Origin of the sequence: Curtobacterium sp. BNK-1 (assembly GCF_048685235.1) — a bacterium.
Taxonomy (GTDB): Bacteria; Pseudomonadota; Gammaproteobacteria; order Enterobacterales; family Enterobacteriaceae; genus Pantoea; species Pantoea agglomerans.
Genome location: NZ_JBLQTJ010000002.1, coordinates 1 through 16,342, shown reverse-complemented (window position 1 = coordinate 16,342; position 16,342 = coordinate 1). Strand labels below are relative to the sequence as shown.

The 16,342-nt window shown below is 57.8% G+C and carries 13 protein-coding genes; 10 read left to right on the top strand and 3 right to left on the bottom strand.

The annotated features are described in order from the left end of the window. Window positions 1–29 precede the first annotated feature (29 nt). Together ACMGGP_RS19150 and ACMGGP_RS19145 are read left to right on the top strand one after the other, a co-directional pair. Window positions 30–1,163: an efflux RND transporter periplasmic adaptor subunit gene (locus tag ACMGGP_RS19150; RefSeq protein ID WP_033781022.1), complete on the top strand. Its 1,134-nt coding sequence runs from the start codon at window positions 30–32 to the stop codon at window positions 1,161–1,163. Beyond that, window positions 1,160–4,204, top strand: coding sequence for an efflux RND transporter permease subunit (locus ACMGGP_RS19145; RefSeq protein ID WP_498798727.1), 3,045 nt, complete (start codon window positions 1,160–1,162; stop codon window positions 4,202–4,204). The genes ACMGGP_RS19150 and ACMGGP_RS19145 overlap by 4 nt, the downstream gene beginning before the upstream one ends. 50 nt (window positions 4,205–4,254) lie before the next feature. Here the strand turns inward: ACMGGP_RS19145 and ACMGGP_RS19140 are convergent, their stop codons facing one another. Beyond that, complete coding sequence (locus ACMGGP_RS19140) at window positions 4,255–4,500, bottom strand: hypothetical protein (RefSeq protein WP_010256845.1); 246 nt, start codon at window positions 4,498–4,500, stop codon at window positions 4,255–4,257. A gap of 71 nt (window positions 4,501–4,571) precedes the next feature. After that, entirely contained in the window at window positions 4,572–5,477 is a 906-nt protein-coding gene (locus tag ACMGGP_RS19135; RefSeq protein WP_022624205.1) for a LysR family transcriptional regulator, read from the bottom strand. 92 nt (window positions 5,478–5,569) lie between these two features. Between ACMGGP_RS19135 and budA the strand changes: the two genes are divergently transcribed. The 8 genes from budA to ACMGGP_RS19095 all read left to right on the top strand — a co-directional run bounded on the left by budA (window position 5,570) and on the right by ACMGGP_RS19095 (window position 13,859). Continuing rightward, a complete protein-coding gene (gene budA / locus ACMGGP_RS19130; RefSeq protein WP_498798726.1) occupies window positions 5,570–6,364 on the top strand; it encodes an acetolactate decarboxylase in 795 nt (264 codons plus the stop codon). Window positions 6,365–6,378: 14 nt separating this feature from the next. Continuing rightward, window positions 6,379–8,058, top strand: a complete 1,680-nt coding sequence (gene alsS, locus ACMGGP_RS19125; protein ID WP_010256852.1) for an acetolactate synthase AlsS — start codon at window positions 6,379–6,381, stop codon at window positions 8,056–8,058. Between the two features lie 18 nt (window positions 8,059–8,076). Then, window positions 8,077–8,853 (top strand): (S)-acetoin forming diacetyl reductase, encoded by a 777-nt coding sequence (locus tag ACMGGP_RS19120; protein WP_498798725.1) that lies wholly within the window; start codon window positions 8,077–8,079, stop codon window positions 8,851–8,853. 205 nt (window positions 8,854–9,058) lie between these two features. Beyond that, window positions 9,059–10,510 carry a flagellin N-terminal helical domain-containing protein gene (locus ACMGGP_RS19115; protein ID WP_498798724.1) on the top strand — a complete coding sequence of 484 codons (1,452 nt, stop codon included), beginning with the start codon at window positions 9,059–9,061 and terminating at the stop codon, window positions 10,508–10,510. Between the two features lie 341 nt (window positions 10,511–10,851). Beyond that, the gene (locus ACMGGP_RS19110; protein ID WP_031292261.1) at window positions 10,852–12,165 is read left to right on the top strand and encodes a CitMHS family transporter; all 1,314 of its coding nucleotides are present in this window, start codon (window positions 10,852–10,854) and stop codon (window positions 12,163–12,165) included. A gap of 167 nt (window positions 12,166–12,332) precedes the next feature. Continuing rightward, window positions 12,333–13,172 (top strand): MBL fold metallo-hydrolase, encoded by an 840-nt coding sequence (locus ACMGGP_RS19105; RefSeq protein ID WP_010256859.1) that lies wholly within the window; start codon window positions 12,333–12,335, stop codon window positions 13,170–13,172. A gap of 184 nt (window positions 13,173–13,356) precedes the next feature. Next, on the top strand, window positions 13,357–13,608 hold the full coding sequence (gene yefM / locus ACMGGP_RS19100; protein ID WP_010256861.1) for a YoeB-YefM toxin-antitoxin system antitoxin YefM: 252 nt from the start codon (window positions 13,357–13,359) through the stop codon (window positions 13,606–13,608). Continuing rightward, the gene (locus ACMGGP_RS19095) at window positions 13,605–13,859 is read left to right on the top strand and encodes a Txe/YoeB family addiction module toxin (RefSeq protein WP_010256862.1); all 255 of its coding nucleotides are present in this window, start codon (window positions 13,605–13,607) and stop codon (window positions 13,857–13,859) included. The genes yefM and ACMGGP_RS19095 overlap by 4 nt, the downstream gene beginning before the upstream one ends. 55 nt (window positions 13,860–13,914) lie before the next feature. Here ACMGGP_RS19095 and ACMGGP_RS19090 read toward each other — a convergent pair. Beyond that, window positions 13,915–16,342 (bottom strand): excinuclease ABC subunit UvrA (locus tag ACMGGP_RS19090; RefSeq protein ID WP_498798723.1); only part of this gene is annotated, 2,428 nt, incomplete at its 5' end.

Genomic DNA, 16,342 nt, shown 5'->3' with positions numbered 1-16,342 from the left:
TGAGCACAACTCATTAAAGGAACCCGGTTATGACAGACTTCTTATCGGATGCTGCCCGCCAGGTGTGGCGTCATCTCTTCGGTATTCACATCTTTGCGCCGATCATCTTCGTGCTGCTCGGGGTATTCATCATGACCGGTTGCCGGGACAATAGTTCTGCTCCGCCTGCCGCCCCGCTCCGCCCGGTTAAATCGGTGATTGCTCCACCGCTCAGCAGTGATGCATCGCTGGTGCTGACTGGCGAAATCCGCGCTCATGAAGAGGTCGCGCTGGCCTTCAGACTGGATGGCCGGGTGGTGAGCCGTGCGGTTGAGCTGGGCGATCGCGTCAGCGCCGGGCAATCGCTGGCAGCGCTGGAAAATGATCAGTCACGCAATCAGCTAAGCAGCGCACGGGCCGATCTCGACAGCGCACGCGCCGCCGAACGGGTCGCCGCGCTTAACCTGCATCGGATGCGGCTGCTGATGCCCGGAGGGGCCATCGCCCGCAGCCAGCTGGACAGCGCCCAGGCGGACTGGCAGAGCGCACAGTCCCGCCGTCTCAGCAGCGAAGCGGCTCTGAAAAATGCCCAGGATAACCTCAGCTGGACTCAGCTGACTGCGCCTGCAGCAGGCCGGATCACCGCCATCACGGTTCAGCCAGGTCAGGTGGTCAGCGCCGGACAAAATGTGATGACGCTGGCAGCAGGGGATGCACGCGATGCGGTGTTTGACCTGACAACGCCTGCGCTGCTGCATCCTGATGATCGGACACCGCTGAAAGTAACGCTGCTCGCCGATCCCGGCGTGCAGGCCAGTGGCACAGTGCGTGACATCAGCCCGCAGGCCGATCCGCAGACCCGCACATGGCGGCTGCGCATCTCACTGAATCAGCCGCCTGAGGCGATGGCACCCGGTGCCACAGTCATTGTCACCCTTCCCGATGCGCAGCCGCCGGTCATCGTCCTGCCCGCCAGCGCCCTGACCCGCTCCGCAGACAAACCCGCGCTGCTGGTCGTTGATGCGGCGTCACGCCTGCAGCTTCGTCCGGTAGTGCTGGCCCGCTTTAACGCGCAGCAAATCTTCGTCACTGCCGGGATCAAGCCGGGAGAGCGCGTCGTCACCGCCGGAGTCAGCACCCTGCAACCTGGCGAAAAAGTGGCGCTTTCGCAGGAGGCTCCATGAAAAAAACGTCTGGCTTTAACCTCTCCGGCTGGGCGCTGGCACATCAGCAACTGGTGATCTTTTTCATGCTGCTGGTCATGGCGGCGGGTGTGCTGAGCTATGAACATCTGTCACGCAATGAAGACCCGGCGTTTACTATCAAAACCGCCGTAATATCAGCCCAATGGCCAGGCGCTGATGTGAACACCACGGTGCAACTGCTCACTGACGTACTGGAACAGAAAGTTCAGGAGATCCCGTCACTGGATGCGGTTGAGAGCGAAACCCGCGCCGGACAAACCGTCATCTATGTCAACCTGCGCGATGACACGCCGCCCTCTCAGGTGGCCGGCATCTGGTACCAGCTGCGTAAAAAGATGCAGGATGTTGCCCCTTCACTGCCGCAGGGCGTGCAGGGTCCGGCCGTTAACGACGAGTTTGATGACACCTTCGGCACCATTTATGGCTTCACGGCGGAGGGTTTTACCGCCAGAGAACTACGCGACCGGGTCGATAACCTGCGTCGCAATCTGGCCAGTCTGCCCGACATCGGTAAAACCAGCCTGTTAGGTGTACAGGAGCAGCAGGTGGTTATCGCCTTTTCGCCGCGCAAGCTGAACGGCATGGGGCTCGATTTACAGCAGGTCAGCTACGCCATTAAAGCCCAGAACGATGTCGTCCCGGCGGGCAGCCTGCGTACCGATCGCGAGAATATTGCGCTGCGGGTCAGCGGCACCCTGACTTCGGTTGAAAATCTGCGGGCGATTACCCTGCATATCGGTGAGCGTTTTATTCCGCTGACCGATCTGGCCACCATCAGCCTGCAACCTGCCGAACCTCCGGCGCCGACGTTCCGGGTTAACGGCGTTCCGGCTATCGGGCTGGCGATCTCCATGGCCGGCAGCGGCAACATGCTCGATTTCGGTCAGCAGCTCAGTCAGCGCATGCAGATGCTGGCCAGTCAGTTACCGCACGGTATTACCATGACCCGCGTGGCCGATCAGTCTTCCGTGGTGAAAAACGCGGTCAGCGGCTTTGTCCGGATACTGGGCGAAGCGATCGTCATCGTGTTAGCCGTCTCCTTTGTCTCGCTGGGACTGCGTGCCGGTCTGGTCGTTGCGGCGGCGATCCCGCTGGTACTGGCAATGACCTTTACCGGCATGTTAATGGCAGGCATCGGACTCCAGCGCATCTCGCTTGGCGCGCTAATCATCGCGCTGGGGCTGCTGGTGGATGATGCCATGATCACCGTCGAGGCAATGGTGGCGCGACTGGAAGCGGGCGACAGCAAGTGGCAGGCCGCCACCTATGCGTTTAAAACCACCGCCTTTCCGATGCTGACCGGTACGCTGGTAATGATCGCCGGGTTCATTCCGGTCGGGTTCGCCGCCTCCAGTGCCGGAGAGTATTGCTACTCATTGTTTGTGGTGATTACCCTGGCGCTGCTCTGCTCGTGGGTCGTCGCGGTCATCTTCTCTCCGCTCACCGGCTGCTGGCTGCTGTCGGCCAGGCACATCAAGGCCGATAAGCCGCCGGGCGTGCTGACGCGCAGCTATCACCGGCTACTGGAGGTGATTCTGCGTCACCGGCTGGTGACGATTGGCACAGCGATGGCGGTGCTGCTGGTCAGCCTTTACGCCACCACTTTTATGCAGGGTGAATTTTTCCCTGCGTCGGATCGGCCCGAGCTGCTGGTCAGCCTGACGCTTCCCGCCAGTGCAGCCCAGGCTGAAACCACCCGCCGTACCGCACAGCTGGAACAGATGCTGCGCAACGATCGGGATGTGGCGAACTACACCAGCTACGTTGGCTCGGGCGCGATACGCTTTTATCTGCCGATGGATGTGCTGCTGGATAATGAAAACATCGCGCAGCTGGTGGTGGTGGCGAAAGATCTGGCGGCACGCGATCGGCTGCGCAGCAGGCTGGAGCAGAAGCTGGCGGTGGATTTCAGTGATATCACTACCCGGGTATCGCCGCTGGAGCTGGGGCCACCGGTCGGCTGGCCGCTGAAATATCGCATCACCGGCCCGGATAATGCCAGGGTGCGTCAGGCGGCCGATCGGCTGGCGGCGCTGATCGCCCGCTCATCGCTGACACGCGAGGTCAATCTTACCGCCGGAGAGCCAGAACGGGTCATGACGCTGGCGGTGAACCAGACCGCAGCCCGCGCAGCCGGACTCTCTTCCGAAACGATAGCCACCGCGCTGAATACTCTGATGTCCGGCAGCGTGGTGACCACCCTGCGCGATCGTAACCGCCTGATCGACGTCGTGCTGCGCAGCAATGACCCGGAGCGGCAGGACACTGACACACTGGCAGGATTGATGATCACCAATGCCAGCGGACAGAAAATCCCGCTGCGACAGGTGGCAACCCTGAACTGGGGAGTGGATGACCCGGTGATATGGCGACGTCAGCGGCTGGCTTACATCACCGTACAGACCGATATTGCGCCCGGTCAGCGGGCTGAACAGGTCTCGCAGCAGCTCGCACCAGCCGTCGCCGCCCTGCGCGCCTCGCTGCCGGCCGGATACGGTATTGAAGAAGGTGGCGTGGCGGCCGAATCGGACAAAGGCAACGGTTCAGTGTTTGCTCTGCTGCCGGTAACAATCTGCGTCATGCTGGTCTTGCTGATGATTCAGCTGCAACGCTTCTCCGGTATGCTGCTGGCGCTGAGCATGGCACCGTTTGGCCTGCCCGGCATCGTATCCGCGATGCTGCCGGCTGGCACACCGCTGGGGTTCGTGGCGCTGCTGGGGATTATTGCCCTGGCGGGGATCATCATCCGCAACGCGGTGATCATGATCAGTGAAGTCGATGCGAATAGCCGGGCCGGACTGTCCGCGGGTGAGGCAATCCGGCAGGCTGCCCATCACCGTGCACGTCCCATTCTGCTGACCGCCTGTGCGGCAATACTCGGCATGATCCCCATCGCCCATCAGGTTTTCTGGGGGCCCATGGCACTGGCGATTATTGGCGGTCTGATCAGCGGTACGCTGGTAACGCTCACGGTGCTGCCCGCCGCGTTAAGTCTGTTGATGCAGCGCGGCTCACGTTAAAACAACACCCGGCGATCCCGTGCTGAGAACGGCGGGATCGCCGGAAAGGATCAGTTCATCACCTCGACCAGAATCAGCGGGCACTTTCTGACTTTGCAGGCCTGACTGTAGGCTAGCGAGCAGACCGAGCAGAGATCGCGCACGTCAGACTGGTACTCATACTCCATGAAATAGCGGAACTGGCCGCCCGCAGAATCTGTTCTCCAGAATCGCTGCGGCTCCAGAATTTCATCCAGTTGCCTGAATGTCAGGGCTGACGGGTTGTGAAACCCGACTCTTACGCGGTATGTAGTCATGCACCGATTATTGGCATCCCGGCCCCGTGCCGCCAGTTGATTATTGTTTTCAGTTCAATAGCTGGCGCTTATCAACCCGCTTCGCCTGGTGCCGCAGGCTGTTCTGCCAGCAGCGCCAGCAGGTGCAGCACCGCTTTTGACGGATGAAGCCGACGCCAGGCAAAGGCAACGTCGGTAAATAGCGTGTTGTTTTCGATATCGCAGAAGCTGACCCCGGGGTTATCGACGCAGCGCATCGACTCCGGCACCAGCGCAATCCCGCAGCCCGCCGCCACCATGCCCAGCGACGTAGTGATCTGCGGAGCCTGCTGAAAAGTGTGGCGCGAAAAGCCCGCTCGCAAACAGGCTGTGACAATCAACTCATACAGGCTGGGCGAGACGTCGCGTGGGAAGATCACCAGGGTTTCTCCCGCCAGCGCGGATAGTGCCACGGTGGGTGTGCCGCTGAGGGGATGGCAGCGCGGCAGCGCAATCAGCATCTTTTCGGTGGAGATGACGCGCAGATTAAACGCCTTGCTGCTTTCACACGGTAGCCGGATAAAAGCGGCATCCAGCAATCCCTCCTGTAAATCCTGCATCAGCAAAGACATATTCTCTTCGCGGGTCAGCAGCTCCATCGCCGGATAACGTTCTTTAAACTGGCGGATCAGGGTGAAGATGCGTGGATTAAACGCCACCGAGCTGGCAAAGCCCAGCGACAGCTGACCACTGATCCCGCGCGCAATACCGCGTGCGTTCTCCAGCGCCTGATCGGCCAGTTGCACAATCTGCCTGGCATCTGCCAGAAACGCTTCGCCCGCTTCGGTGAGTTCCACTCCGCGCGTCAGACGCTTCAGCAACGGTGTGCCAATTTCCTGCTCCAGCCGCAGTATCTGCTGACTCAGCGGCGGCTGCGATATGCCCAGTATCTCGGCGGCACGAGTGAAGTGAAGCGTCTCGGCTACGGCAACAAAATAACGCAGATGGCGAAGTTCCATATCAAAAACGTCTCAAAGTTAACAGGTTTCGCTATTGGACCCACCGACTGAATCGGTTCACCATTAGGTTAACACGGCTTAACGGTTAATCGATGAGGCATCAAATGAGCAATTGTGTAACTGATTGTTCCTGTGAGGATCAACTAAAACATACTGTCCTGAAGCTTTCACAGGATGCACCAGAAAGCGTTATCTATCAGACCTCTTTAATGAGTGCGCTGCTGAGCGGCGTTTACGACGGCAATGTCCGTATTGCCGACCTGCTGCGTAAAGGGGATTTCGGCCTGGGTACCTTTAACCGGCTGGATGGCGAGATGATCGCGTTTGACAGCAAGGTCTATCAGCTGCACGCCGACGGCAGTGCGCACCCGGCCGATCCGGCGCAGAAAACTCCGTTCGCCGTGATGACCTTTTTTAAACCGCAGCATATGTATGAATTTGACCGGCCGATGTCGCGTGAGGCGATCCATCAGGTGATCGACAACGAAATCACCTCCGATAACCAGTTCTGCGCGCTGCGCATCAGCGGTCGTTTCAGTCGCGTCGAGACCCGCACCGTGCCATGCCAGTGTCGTCCCTATCGCTCAATGCCGGAAGTGCTGGGCGATCAGCCGACCTTTGCCTTCAGCCAGCGCGCGGGCGAACTGATCGGATTCCGTACACCGCAATATATGCAGGGCATTAACGTTGCAGGCTATCACGAACATTTTATTACCGACGACCGCGAAGGCGGCGGCCACATTCTCGACTATGCGCTGGAACAGGGCACCCTGACCTTTGGTGCCATCAGCAAGCTGGTCGTGGATTTGCCGCAGGACAGCGATTTTCTCAATGCCGACCTGAACCCCGCCAATCTTGACGCCGCGATTCGTGCGGTAGAAAGCTAATCAGAGGAATGACGATGAAAACTCCAACCGATACCACACTCTGGACCTGTGGCGCTGACCTGGTGGTGGCGCAACTTGAGGCACAGGGCGTCCGCCACGTCTTTGGCATTCCTGGCGCAAAAATTGATAAAGTCTTCGACTCACTGCTGGATTCCTCCATCCAGACCATCCCGGTTCGCCACGAAGCTAACGCTGCATTTATGGCCGCCGCAGTGGGCCGCCTTACCGGCAATGCGGGCGTGGCGCTGGTCACCTCCGGGCCGGGCTGCTCCAACCTGATCACCGGCATGGCCACCGCCACCAGCGAAGGCGATCCGGTGGTGGCTATCGGCGGTCAGGTGAAGCGCTCCGACAGCGCCAAGCAGGTTCATCAGAGCATGGACACGGTTTCAATGTTTCGCCCAATCACTAAATATGCGGTTGAGGTCACCGACCCCGCTGCACTTTCTGAATGCCTGTCGAATGCGTTTCGCCACGCCGAACATGGCCGGGGCGGCGGTGCCTTTATCAGCCTGCCACAGGATATTGTCGATCAGCCGGTTACCGGCAAAGCGTTGAGCAGCAAAGGCCGCCCTGTACTGGGCGCCGCACCTGACTCAATGATCGACGCCGTCAGCGAGGCCATCGCCGGGGCTAAAAATCCGGTCATCCTGCTGGGATTAATGGCGAGCCAGACAGAGAACAGCGAAGCGATTCATGAGCTGCTGACACGCAGTCACATTCCGGTTACCAGCACCTATCAGGCAGCAGGAGCGGTCAGACAGGATCACTTCTCACGCTTCGCCGGGCGCGTCGGGCTGTTTAACAACCAGGCGGGCGACAGGCTGCTGCAACAGGCTGACCTGATCGTCACCATCGGCTACAGCCCGGTGGAATATGAACCGGCGATGTGGAACAGCGGTAACGCCACACTGATTCATATCGACGTAATACCCGCTGAGACCGACAACCGCTATCTGCCTGACGCAGAACTGGTGGGTGATATCGCCGCCACAGTGCGTAAACTCGCCGCGCGCATCACTGCCCCACTCCAGCTGACCCCGGAAGCCGCCACCATCCTTGAGGATCGTCAGCAGCAGCGCAAATTGCTGGCGATGCAGGGTGCCAGCCTCAATCAGTTTGCTCTGCATCCGCTGCGCATTGTCCGCGCCATGCAGGACATCATTAACAGTGACGTCAGCCTTACCGTCGATATGGGCAGCTTCCACATCTGGATCGCCCGCTACCTCTACAGCTTCCGCGCCCGTCAGATCATGATCTCCAACGGTCAGCAGACGATGGGTGTGGCCCTGCCGTGGGCGATTGGTGCCTGGCTGGTCGAGCCGCAGCGCAAAGTGGTTTCAGTTTCCGGCGATGGTGGTTTCCTGCAATCCAGCATGGAGCTGGAAACTGCCGTCCGCTTAAAAGCCAACATTCTGCACATCGTCTGGGTCGATAACGCCTACAACATGGTGGCGATGCAGGAAGAGAAAAAATATCACCGCGTCTCGGGCGTCAATTTTGGGCCGGTCGATTTCAAAGCCTATGCCGAAGCGTTTGGGGCAGCGGGCTTTGCGGTGACCAGTGCGGCAGAGCTGGAGCCGACGCTGCGTAAAGCGATGGATGTTCAGGGACCCGCCGTGGTCGCGGTGCCGGTCGATTACACCGACAACCCGCTGCTGATGGGTCAGCTGCATCTGAGCCAGCTTCTTTAATTTCTCAAAAAGGAAATCATGATGAAAAACAGAGTGGCATTTGTGACCGGCGCAGGCCAGGGCATTGGTGAAGCGATCGCCCTGCGTCTGGCGAAAGATGGACTGGCGGTTGCAGTAGCCGATTTTAATCAGGAGACCGCACGCCAGGTCGCGGAGAAGATCATTAAGCAGGGTGGCAAAGCGATTGCGCTGAAAGTCGATGTCTCGCAGCGTGATCAGGTGATGGAAGCGGTAGAAGAGGCGCGCCGCACGCTGGGCGGCTTTGACGTCATCGTCAATAATGCCGGTATTGCGCCCTCCACGCCGATTGCTGAGATCACCGAAGCGGTGGTCGACAAGGTCTACAACGTCAATGTCAAAGGGGTGATCTGGGGCATGCAGGCCGCGATTAAAGCGTTTGCTGCAGAAGGCCATGGCGGAAAAATCATCAACGCCTGTTCTCAGGCGGGTCATGTCGGTAATCCGGAGCTGGCGGTTTACAGTTCCAGTAAGTTTGCCGTGCGCGGCCTGACGCAGACCGCCGCGCGTGATCTGGCACCTGCCGGCATCACGGTCAACGCCTTCTGCCCTGGCATTGTCAGAACACCGATGTGGGAAGAGATCGACCGCCAGATCTCTGAAGCAGCCGGCAAGCCCGTCGGTTACGGCACCGAGGAGTTTGCGAAACGCATTACGCTGGGACGTCTTTCTGAACCGGAAGATGTGGCTGCCTGCGTCGCCTACCTGGCCAGTCCCGATTCCGATTACATGACCGGTCAGTCGCTGTTGATTGATGGCGGCATGGTGTTTAACTGATCTTCGTTCGCCTGCTGCGTCATCGCGTGGCAGGCGTTTTTCCTGACCGGGTTGAACCGTTAATTTTTTTTATCTGAAAAGCGGTTAACCATCAGCCTCTTGACCGTCTGCCCACGTATTTCCTGCCTTTTTGTCGCCACAGAGATTAAAGCTGCTTATCACCCTGCCGATAAAACAGAGACTCCTCTCCCTGTTCGAAGCGACCATGTTAACGATCAACCATAACGAAACCGCCGCGATTACGAACAAAACGCGGTACACCACTGACTCTGTTCTGGGACGAACGGTTGAACGGTTATCATCAGGGATGAGAATTAACAGTGCCAAAGATGACGCGGCAGGTCAGGCGATTGCCAACCGCATGACGGCCAATATCAATGCCGATGCAGTGGTAGCGCGTGGCCTCAATGACGCCATCAGCTATTCCCAGACCGCCAGTGGCGGCCTTGGCAGCATCGTCGATCTGCTGATCCAGGCGCGCACCCTGTCGGTCCAGGCCGCTAACGGCACGCTGTCGGACGCCGATCGACAGAGCATCAACGGCCAGTATCAGCAGATTATGGCAGGCATCAATGAAGTGGCAGACCACACTGAGATTTTTGGCCGCTATCCGCTGGCGACGAATAATCCCGATCTTCCCCCTGCGAAACTGGGTAACGTTGACCCTATCAACACGAAGTTTCCGGTGCCCGGCAAGAATTACTCCTTCACCTCGGGCGTGATTCCGCTGGCCTATATCCCGGCAGGCTCGACGGCGATAAGCATCACCATCGACTCACTGGGTATGGATGACGATCTCCAGCTCTTTACCCGCGACGGTAAGCACCTGGTCGGTACACCGCTGGACGGCAGTGCGCCTGATTACACCTGGGCCAGCAAAAGCATCACTAATGCGGCTACCGCGGATAGTCGCCTGCTGACCAGCAGTAACGGATTTGCCAGCGGTGCGGCTTATGACAGCTCGCAGTTGCTGGAGGGCGGTCCGAGCTGGACGCTGGCGGGCAGTAACAGCAGCACCTACAACGGCATGAACATCACTTACAGCGGTGACGGCGATCGCTATGAGGATGTCGCCAGCGGCGATTTCAACAACGGCACCATCACCAGTAACCGGCTTGAGCGCATCACGCTGGATACCGTCAGCGAGGATTTGATTGTGGTGGTGGTGGGCAATGGCTCCTTCACCGGTAATCTGACCTGGGGAAATCTGCCGGAACCCAAAGGTGTGCCTGCGACGCCGCCGAAGAAGAGCGAACCTATGGAGGTGGTCACCAGCGCCGATTACGGTCAGCCGATTCAGTCGGATACTATTCCGGCAACGCCATCGGATACCAAAACGCTGGGGCTGAACAACACAACGCTGCTTACAGAGGGCGATATCTCAACCACCATGAAAGCACTGGATAGCGCGCTCGAGAAGATCAGCGGTTATCAGTCGACCTATGGCGCAAAGATCAACCGTTACGAATCGAACCGTAATGTGTTATCGCAGCAGGGCGTGGATACCTCAGCGGCTCGCAGCCGCATACAGGATGCGGACTATGCTGAAGAAGCAAGCCAGCTGGCACGCAGCCAGATTATTCAGCAGGGTCAGACGGCCGTCAGCAAAATGGCGAATAAAACCCCTGAAATGATTATTCAGCTGTTAGGCAGCTAATAACGTTAACCGGCTGAGCATCAAGGCTCAGCCGGTTACCCTGTTTCTCCACCACTCTACTACCCGCCTGATTCAGCCCCCAGCTGGCCCGAAACCCCGGTTACACTTCGACACCCTTTGATCTCAGTCACACAATCTCGTTTAAGAACCGTTTAAAGATGATCATGATCACCCTTCTTTGTTAAAGAAATGCTAAATACTGACAACTATTTATTATCATCTTTGAATGCAGGGTTAATTAAAACAACAGGTTAATCATTACCACGCTAAGTAATTACCTGAATTTTCCTGCCGGTATGTAACTTTTTCATTACTTTTCCGCCATTGCGAGGGCTGTTAATTTGCTGACGATACTGGGTTTTTCCATGGTTGTTTGCTTCATGTATCTGATCATGACCAAACGCATGTCAGCCTTGATTGCGCTGATCCTGATACCAACCATATTTGCGCTGATTGGCGGTTTTTACGCAGGTCTGGGTGCCATGATGCTGGACGGCGTCAAAAAGCTGGCCCCTACCGGCGTGATGCTGACCTTCTCCATTCTCTATTTCGGTCTGATGATCGATGCCGGATTGTTTGACCCACTGGTGCGCTTTATTCTTCGGATGGTGCGCGGTGACCCCCTGAAAGTGCTGGTCGGAACGGCGGTACTAACGCTGCTGGTTTCTCTGGATGGTGACAGCTCAACCACTTACATGATTGCCATTGCCGCATTCCTGCCGCTCTATCACCGGCTGGGCATGAACGTGCTGATGATGACCTGCCTGGTGAACCTTGCCAGCGGCATCATGAACCTCTCCCCTTGGGGTGGCCCGACAGCCCGTGCCGCGGCGGCACTGCGCATTGACGCCCTCGATATCTTTATTCCGATGCTGCCAGCCATGCTGCTGGCCTGTGCCAGCCTGGTGGCAATGGCGGTGCTGTTTGGCCTGCGTGAGCGTAAGCGTCTTGGCGTGATGACCATGAAAGATCATCATCTCGACAACATTGAGCTGGGGCTGGGCGATGCCGAAGAGTGCGCAGCCAATCGCCGTCCGAAAATGTTCTGGCCTAACTTCATCCTGACCACCGTGCTGCTGGTGCTGCTGGTGATTGGTTTAATGCCGATTCAGATCCTGTTTATGCTGGCGTTTGCGATTGCGGTGATGCTCAACTATCCCACGCTGGAGGAGCAGAAAGCCCGCATCAGCTCCCATGCCGGTAACGTGCTGGCGGTGACCGCATTAATTTTTGCCGCCGGTATTTTCACCGGCATCCTCTCCGGCACCGGCATGGTTGACGCCATGGCGAAGAGTCTGCTGGCTGTGATCCCGCCCAGCTTCGGCCCTTTCCTGGCGGTGTTCACCGCGCTGGTCAGTCTGCCGTTTACCTTCTTTATGTCGAATGATGCCTTTTACTTCGGCATTCTGCCGGTTATCGCCCAGACGGCGGCCAGCTACGGCATTACCGCAGAAGAGATTGCCCGCGCTTCTATTGTCGGCCAGCCATTCCACCTGCTGAGTCCGCTGGTGCCGTCAGTCTACCTGCTGGTGGGTCTGGCGAAAGTCGACATCGGCGACCACCAGCGCTTTGCAATTAAGTGGGGGATTCTGGTCAGTCTGGTGCTGATGGCGGGCGGTCTGCTGACCGGTGCTTTCCCGCTGTTCCACACCTGATAATCCTCTGCTTTCTGGCGGATAACCGGCAATTTTGCCCGGTTATCCGCGTCACCGCTCCGCCTACTGCGTCATCCCTCTCTACACTCTATAGCCAGGCTGATGTGCTACGCGCCGGACAGGCCGTAGCCTCTCAGAGATATCCCCATTGCCCCTATGGAGGCCCAATGAAAATTCACCACCTTAACTGTGGCTGTATGTGTCCGCTGGGCGGCGCGTTCTATGATGGATTCAGTAAAGGCCTGAAAGCACATCTGGTCTGTCACTGTCTGTTGATTGAGACGGATCGCGACGGGCTGGTGCTGGTGGATACCGGCTTTGGTCGCCAGGATATCCATACGCCCGGCAGCCGCCTGTCCGGCTTTTTCCGCGCATTAAACAATATTCAGCGCCGCGATGAACTGACCGCACTGTCACAGGTTACGTCACTGGGTTTCCGGGCTGAGGATGTGCGGCATATTATTCTGACCCATCTCGACTTCGATCATGCTGGCGGACTAACCGATTTTCCGCAGGCGCGAATCCATCTGTTGCAGCAGGAGGTTGATACCGCACATCAGCGCCATAGCTGGCTGTCACGGGAACGTTACCGGCCCGGACAATGGGGTGGGATCAGCAACTGGGAAACCTATCAGCCGCAGGGAGAAAAGTGGTTTGGTTTTGAGGCGGTTAATCGCCTGCGTGACTTACCGCCGGAGATCTTGTTAGTTCCGCTGGCGGGCCATACGCCGGGTCACGCGGGTATCGCGATTCAGCAACCCGATGGCTGGCTGCTGCACGGCGGCGATGCCTGGTTTTACCGCGGCGAAATGCGGCAGCAGACGCGACACTGCACGCCGGGACTGCGCTTTTACCAGTGGATGATGGGCATGGATAACGTGGCCAGACGACACAATCAGCAGCGACTGCGTGAGCTCTCCTGCCAGCGCGGCGGCGAAATCACCTTTTTTTGCAGTCACGACGCCCGTGAGCTGGATGCGTTACAGGTTAATGCGCCGCTGCGCTGATGAGAAAATACCCGTATTCACTGATTCGAGCAGCATGGTGACCGGATGAAAACTCAGGGTTATGGTTTGTCAGGCGCCTGTTACTTTGTCGCTTTCGCGATTTCATATCCAGTCTTCTCACTTAAGCTTCCTTGTCATAGCTTATCATTGTACAATGATTTGTATTACTTACTACGGAGGTACTATGAGAGCAATCAGTTACAGCGAAGCCCGACAGAATCTGTCTGCCACTATGGTTCAGACAGTTGAAGATAAAGCGCCGGTATTGATCACTCGCCAGAACGGTGAATCCTGCGTGCTGATGTCGCTTGAGGAATATAACTCACTGGAAGAGACGGCATACCTGCTGCGGTCACCTAAAAATGCGCGCAGGTTGATGGATTCTATCGAAAGCCTGCAAAGCGGTAACGGGACTGACAGGGATATTATTGAGTGAAACTAACCTGGTCCGCAGAAGCCTGGGAAGATTATCTCTACTGGCAGGATGCCGATAAAAAAACCGTTAAAAAGATAAACGAGCTGCTCAAAGATGCCAGCAGGACGCCTTTTGAAGGCAAAGGAAAACCCGAGCCGTTAAAGCATAATCTTGCAGGTTTCTGGTCACGCAGAATCACGGCAGAACATCGGCTGGTGTACGCTGTCAGCGGGGATGCTCTATTGATTGCCTCATGCCGTTATCATTACTGACGGGCTCAGGAGCTTGCGCCTGAGCCCTTACAATGCACCAGTTTCAGCGGCGTAATCATCCACCGCAATCCGGATCGCCCGCCCTCTTTTTCAGCTGTGCGGAAAGCCAGGGCGCAGTCAGACTCTCTGCAGATGCGCTGACCTCTTCCGGTGAGCCGGAGGAGACAACCCTTCCTCCTTTAAGACCCGAGCCGGGACCCAGATCAATCACCCAGTCCGCCTCTGCCACTATGCGCATGTTGTGTTCCGCCATAATTACGGTATGACCACGCTTTACCAGTTCATCCAGCACTACCAGCAGCTTATCCATGTCAGACGGGTGCAATCCTGTTGAAGGTTCATCAAGCAGATAAAGCGTGGGCGTACGCTGGACCCGCTGCAGCTCCCAGGCAAGCTTGATACGCTGGCACTCGCCGCCAGAGAGTTCAGTGGCGGGCTGACCCAGGGTCAGATATCCCAGCCCCAGCGACGTCAGTGCCTTAAGCGAACGCTGGATCCCGTCATGTCCATGAAACACCTTAGTGGCGTCGTCCACGGTCAGATCAAGCACATCCGCTATCGTCAGGTTGTTCCATTTCACCTCCAGCGTTTCGGGGTTATAACGGCTTCCCGCGCAGACGGAACAGGTTGCGGTAGCGCTCGGCATGAAGAGCAGCTCAATCGAAATCTGTCCCTGCCCTTCACAGGCAGGACAGCGTCCGGCTGGCAGATTGAAGGAAAACCGGCTGGCGCTGAAGCCTTTGGCTTTCGCCGCGTCGGTGTCTGCAAACAGCCTGCGGACAATGTCGAAAAATCCGGTGTAAGTGGCCAGATTTGAGCGTGGTGTCCGGCCAATAGGACGCTGATCGATTCTGACCAATCGGCCAATGGCGTCACTTCCGCTGACAACCTGACCCTTAACGTCCGGCACCAGATCCTCTTCCTCGCCCTCCTCGATGTCAGGCGTTTTGTCAAAACGTCCGAGCATTTCCGGAAGCACGCGATTCAGCAGCGTCGATTTTCCGGAGCCGGACACGCCGGTGACGGCCGTCATTCTCCCCAGAGGGATGGCGATATCCACTCCGGCAATATTGTTGCAATAGACCTGTTCAAAGCAGAGCCAGCTCTCTGCGGGCCGGCGCTGGCGCAGCCCGGTATAGTTTCGTGAGAAAAGATAGCCCGAGGTGGGTGACGCACTGACTTCTTCAAGCCCTGCTGGTTCGCCGTTATAGACGATCTCGCCGCCATGCGTTCCCGGACCGGGGCCGACCTCAATGAGCCAGTCTGCCTCGGCGATGAGGTCAATATTATGTTCGACGACCACCAGAGAATTACCGGCACGCACCAGGTTCTTCAGGGATGCGAGCAGCGATTTGACATCATCGGGATGCAGTCCGGCTGACGGCTCATCCAGCACATAAAGCACGCCAAACAGCCGCGATATCAGCTGGGTGGCCAGACGCACGCGCTGCAGCTCGCCGGATGAGAGTACGGTGGTACGGCGTCCCGGCGCCAGATGACCCAGACCCAGCGTTTCCAGCTGCTCAAGCCGCATACAGATATCCGACGCCATCCGGATGACCGCCTCACGCAGTGCCGCCTCTGCCGGCAGGTCCGGTGATGCGCCACGCGCATAAGGCTTCAGCAGTTCAGCGAGCTCTGAGACCGACAGCTCACTCAGGCTGGCAATGTCATGCCCGGCAAAGGTCACGGACAGCGCATCCCGGTTTAGCCTTTTACCGTGGCATTCAGAACAGGGAGTGACCGTCACAAAGCGCGCCAGCCGTTTCTTCGTCGTCTCGCTGCCACCCGAATAACTCTGCAGCACGATTTTTGCTGCACTGGTGTACGTGCCGGTATAAGCCGGCTCTTCGCCCGCCGCCAGCGCGTTTTCGCGCTGCTCAGCGTTCAGACCGACAAAAATCGGCACAGATGGTTGTTCGTCAGTCAGTAGTATCCACTGCTGGTCGCGGGCTGAAAGCGTATTCCAGGGCGCATCGACATCGTAGCCGAGCGTCTCAAGGATGCTGCGCAGGTTTTTGTTATGCCAGCCTCTGGGCCAGGAAGCGATAGCCCCCTGGCGGATGCTCAGTGAGCCATCCGGCACCATCGACTCGGTTTTAACGGTGTGCACTCTTCCCAGTCCCTGGCAATGCGGACAGGCACCTTCAGGATTGTTAGGCGAGAAATAATCGGCGGTCATAAAGGGAACGCCTTCAGGCCTTACGCCCGCACGGGAAAACAGCAGGCGCAGCGTGACAGAAATTCGGGTGAGGCTGCCCACCGTTGAACGCTCCTGCGCGCCAGCCCGGCTCTGCTGAAGCGCCACCGCGGGTGGAAGTCCGTCAATATTATCCACATCCGGCGCAGCAGCCTGATCGATCAGACGACGGGCATGTGGTGACACCGACTCGATAAACCGGCGCTGGGCTTCCGCATAGAGGGTATCAAAGGCGAGGGACGATTTACCGGAGCCTGAAACCCCGGTGAACACCACCATGGCG

What these genes read in the sequence shown, in the direction of transcription:
- ACMGGP_RS19145 (WP_498798727.1), top strand. Translation starts at nt 1,160, where the DNA reads ATGAAAAAAACGTCTGGCTTTAACCTCTCCGGCTGGGCGCTGGCACAT.
- yefM (WP_010256861.1), top strand. Translation starts at nt 13,357, where the DNA reads ATGAGAGCAATCAGTTACAGCGAAGCCCGACAGAATCTGTCTGCCACT.
- ACMGGP_RS19140 (WP_010256845.1), bottom strand. Translation starts at nt 4,500, where the DNA reads ATGACTACATACCGCGTAAGAGTCGGGTTTCACAACCCGTCAGCCCTG.
- ACMGGP_RS19105 (WP_010256859.1), top strand. Translation starts at nt 12,333, where the DNA reads ATGAAAATTCACCACCTTAACTGTGGCTGTATGTGTCCGCTGGGCGGC.
- alsS (WP_010256852.1), top strand. Translation starts at nt 6,379, where the DNA reads ATGAAAACTCCAACCGATACCACACTCTGGACCTGTGGCGCTGACCTG.
- budA (WP_498798726.1), top strand. Translation starts at nt 5,570, where the DNA reads ATGAGGCATCAAATGAGCAATTGTGTAACTGATTGTTCCTGTGAGGAT.
- ACMGGP_RS19150 (WP_033781022.1), top strand. Translation starts at nt 30, where the DNA reads ATGACAGACTTCTTATCGGATGCTGCCCGCCAGGTGTGGCGTCATCTC.
- ACMGGP_RS19115 (WP_498798724.1), top strand. Translation starts at nt 9,059, where the DNA reads ATGTTAACGATCAACCATAACGAAACCGCCGCGATTACGAACAAAACG.
- ACMGGP_RS19135 (WP_022624205.1), bottom strand. Translation starts at nt 5,477, where the DNA reads ATGGAACTTCGCCATCTGCGTTATTTTGTTGCCGTAGCCGAGACGCTT.
- ACMGGP_RS19120 (WP_498798725.1), top strand. Translation starts at nt 8,077, where the DNA reads ATGATGAAAAACAGAGTGGCATTTGTGACCGGCGCAGGCCAGGGCATT.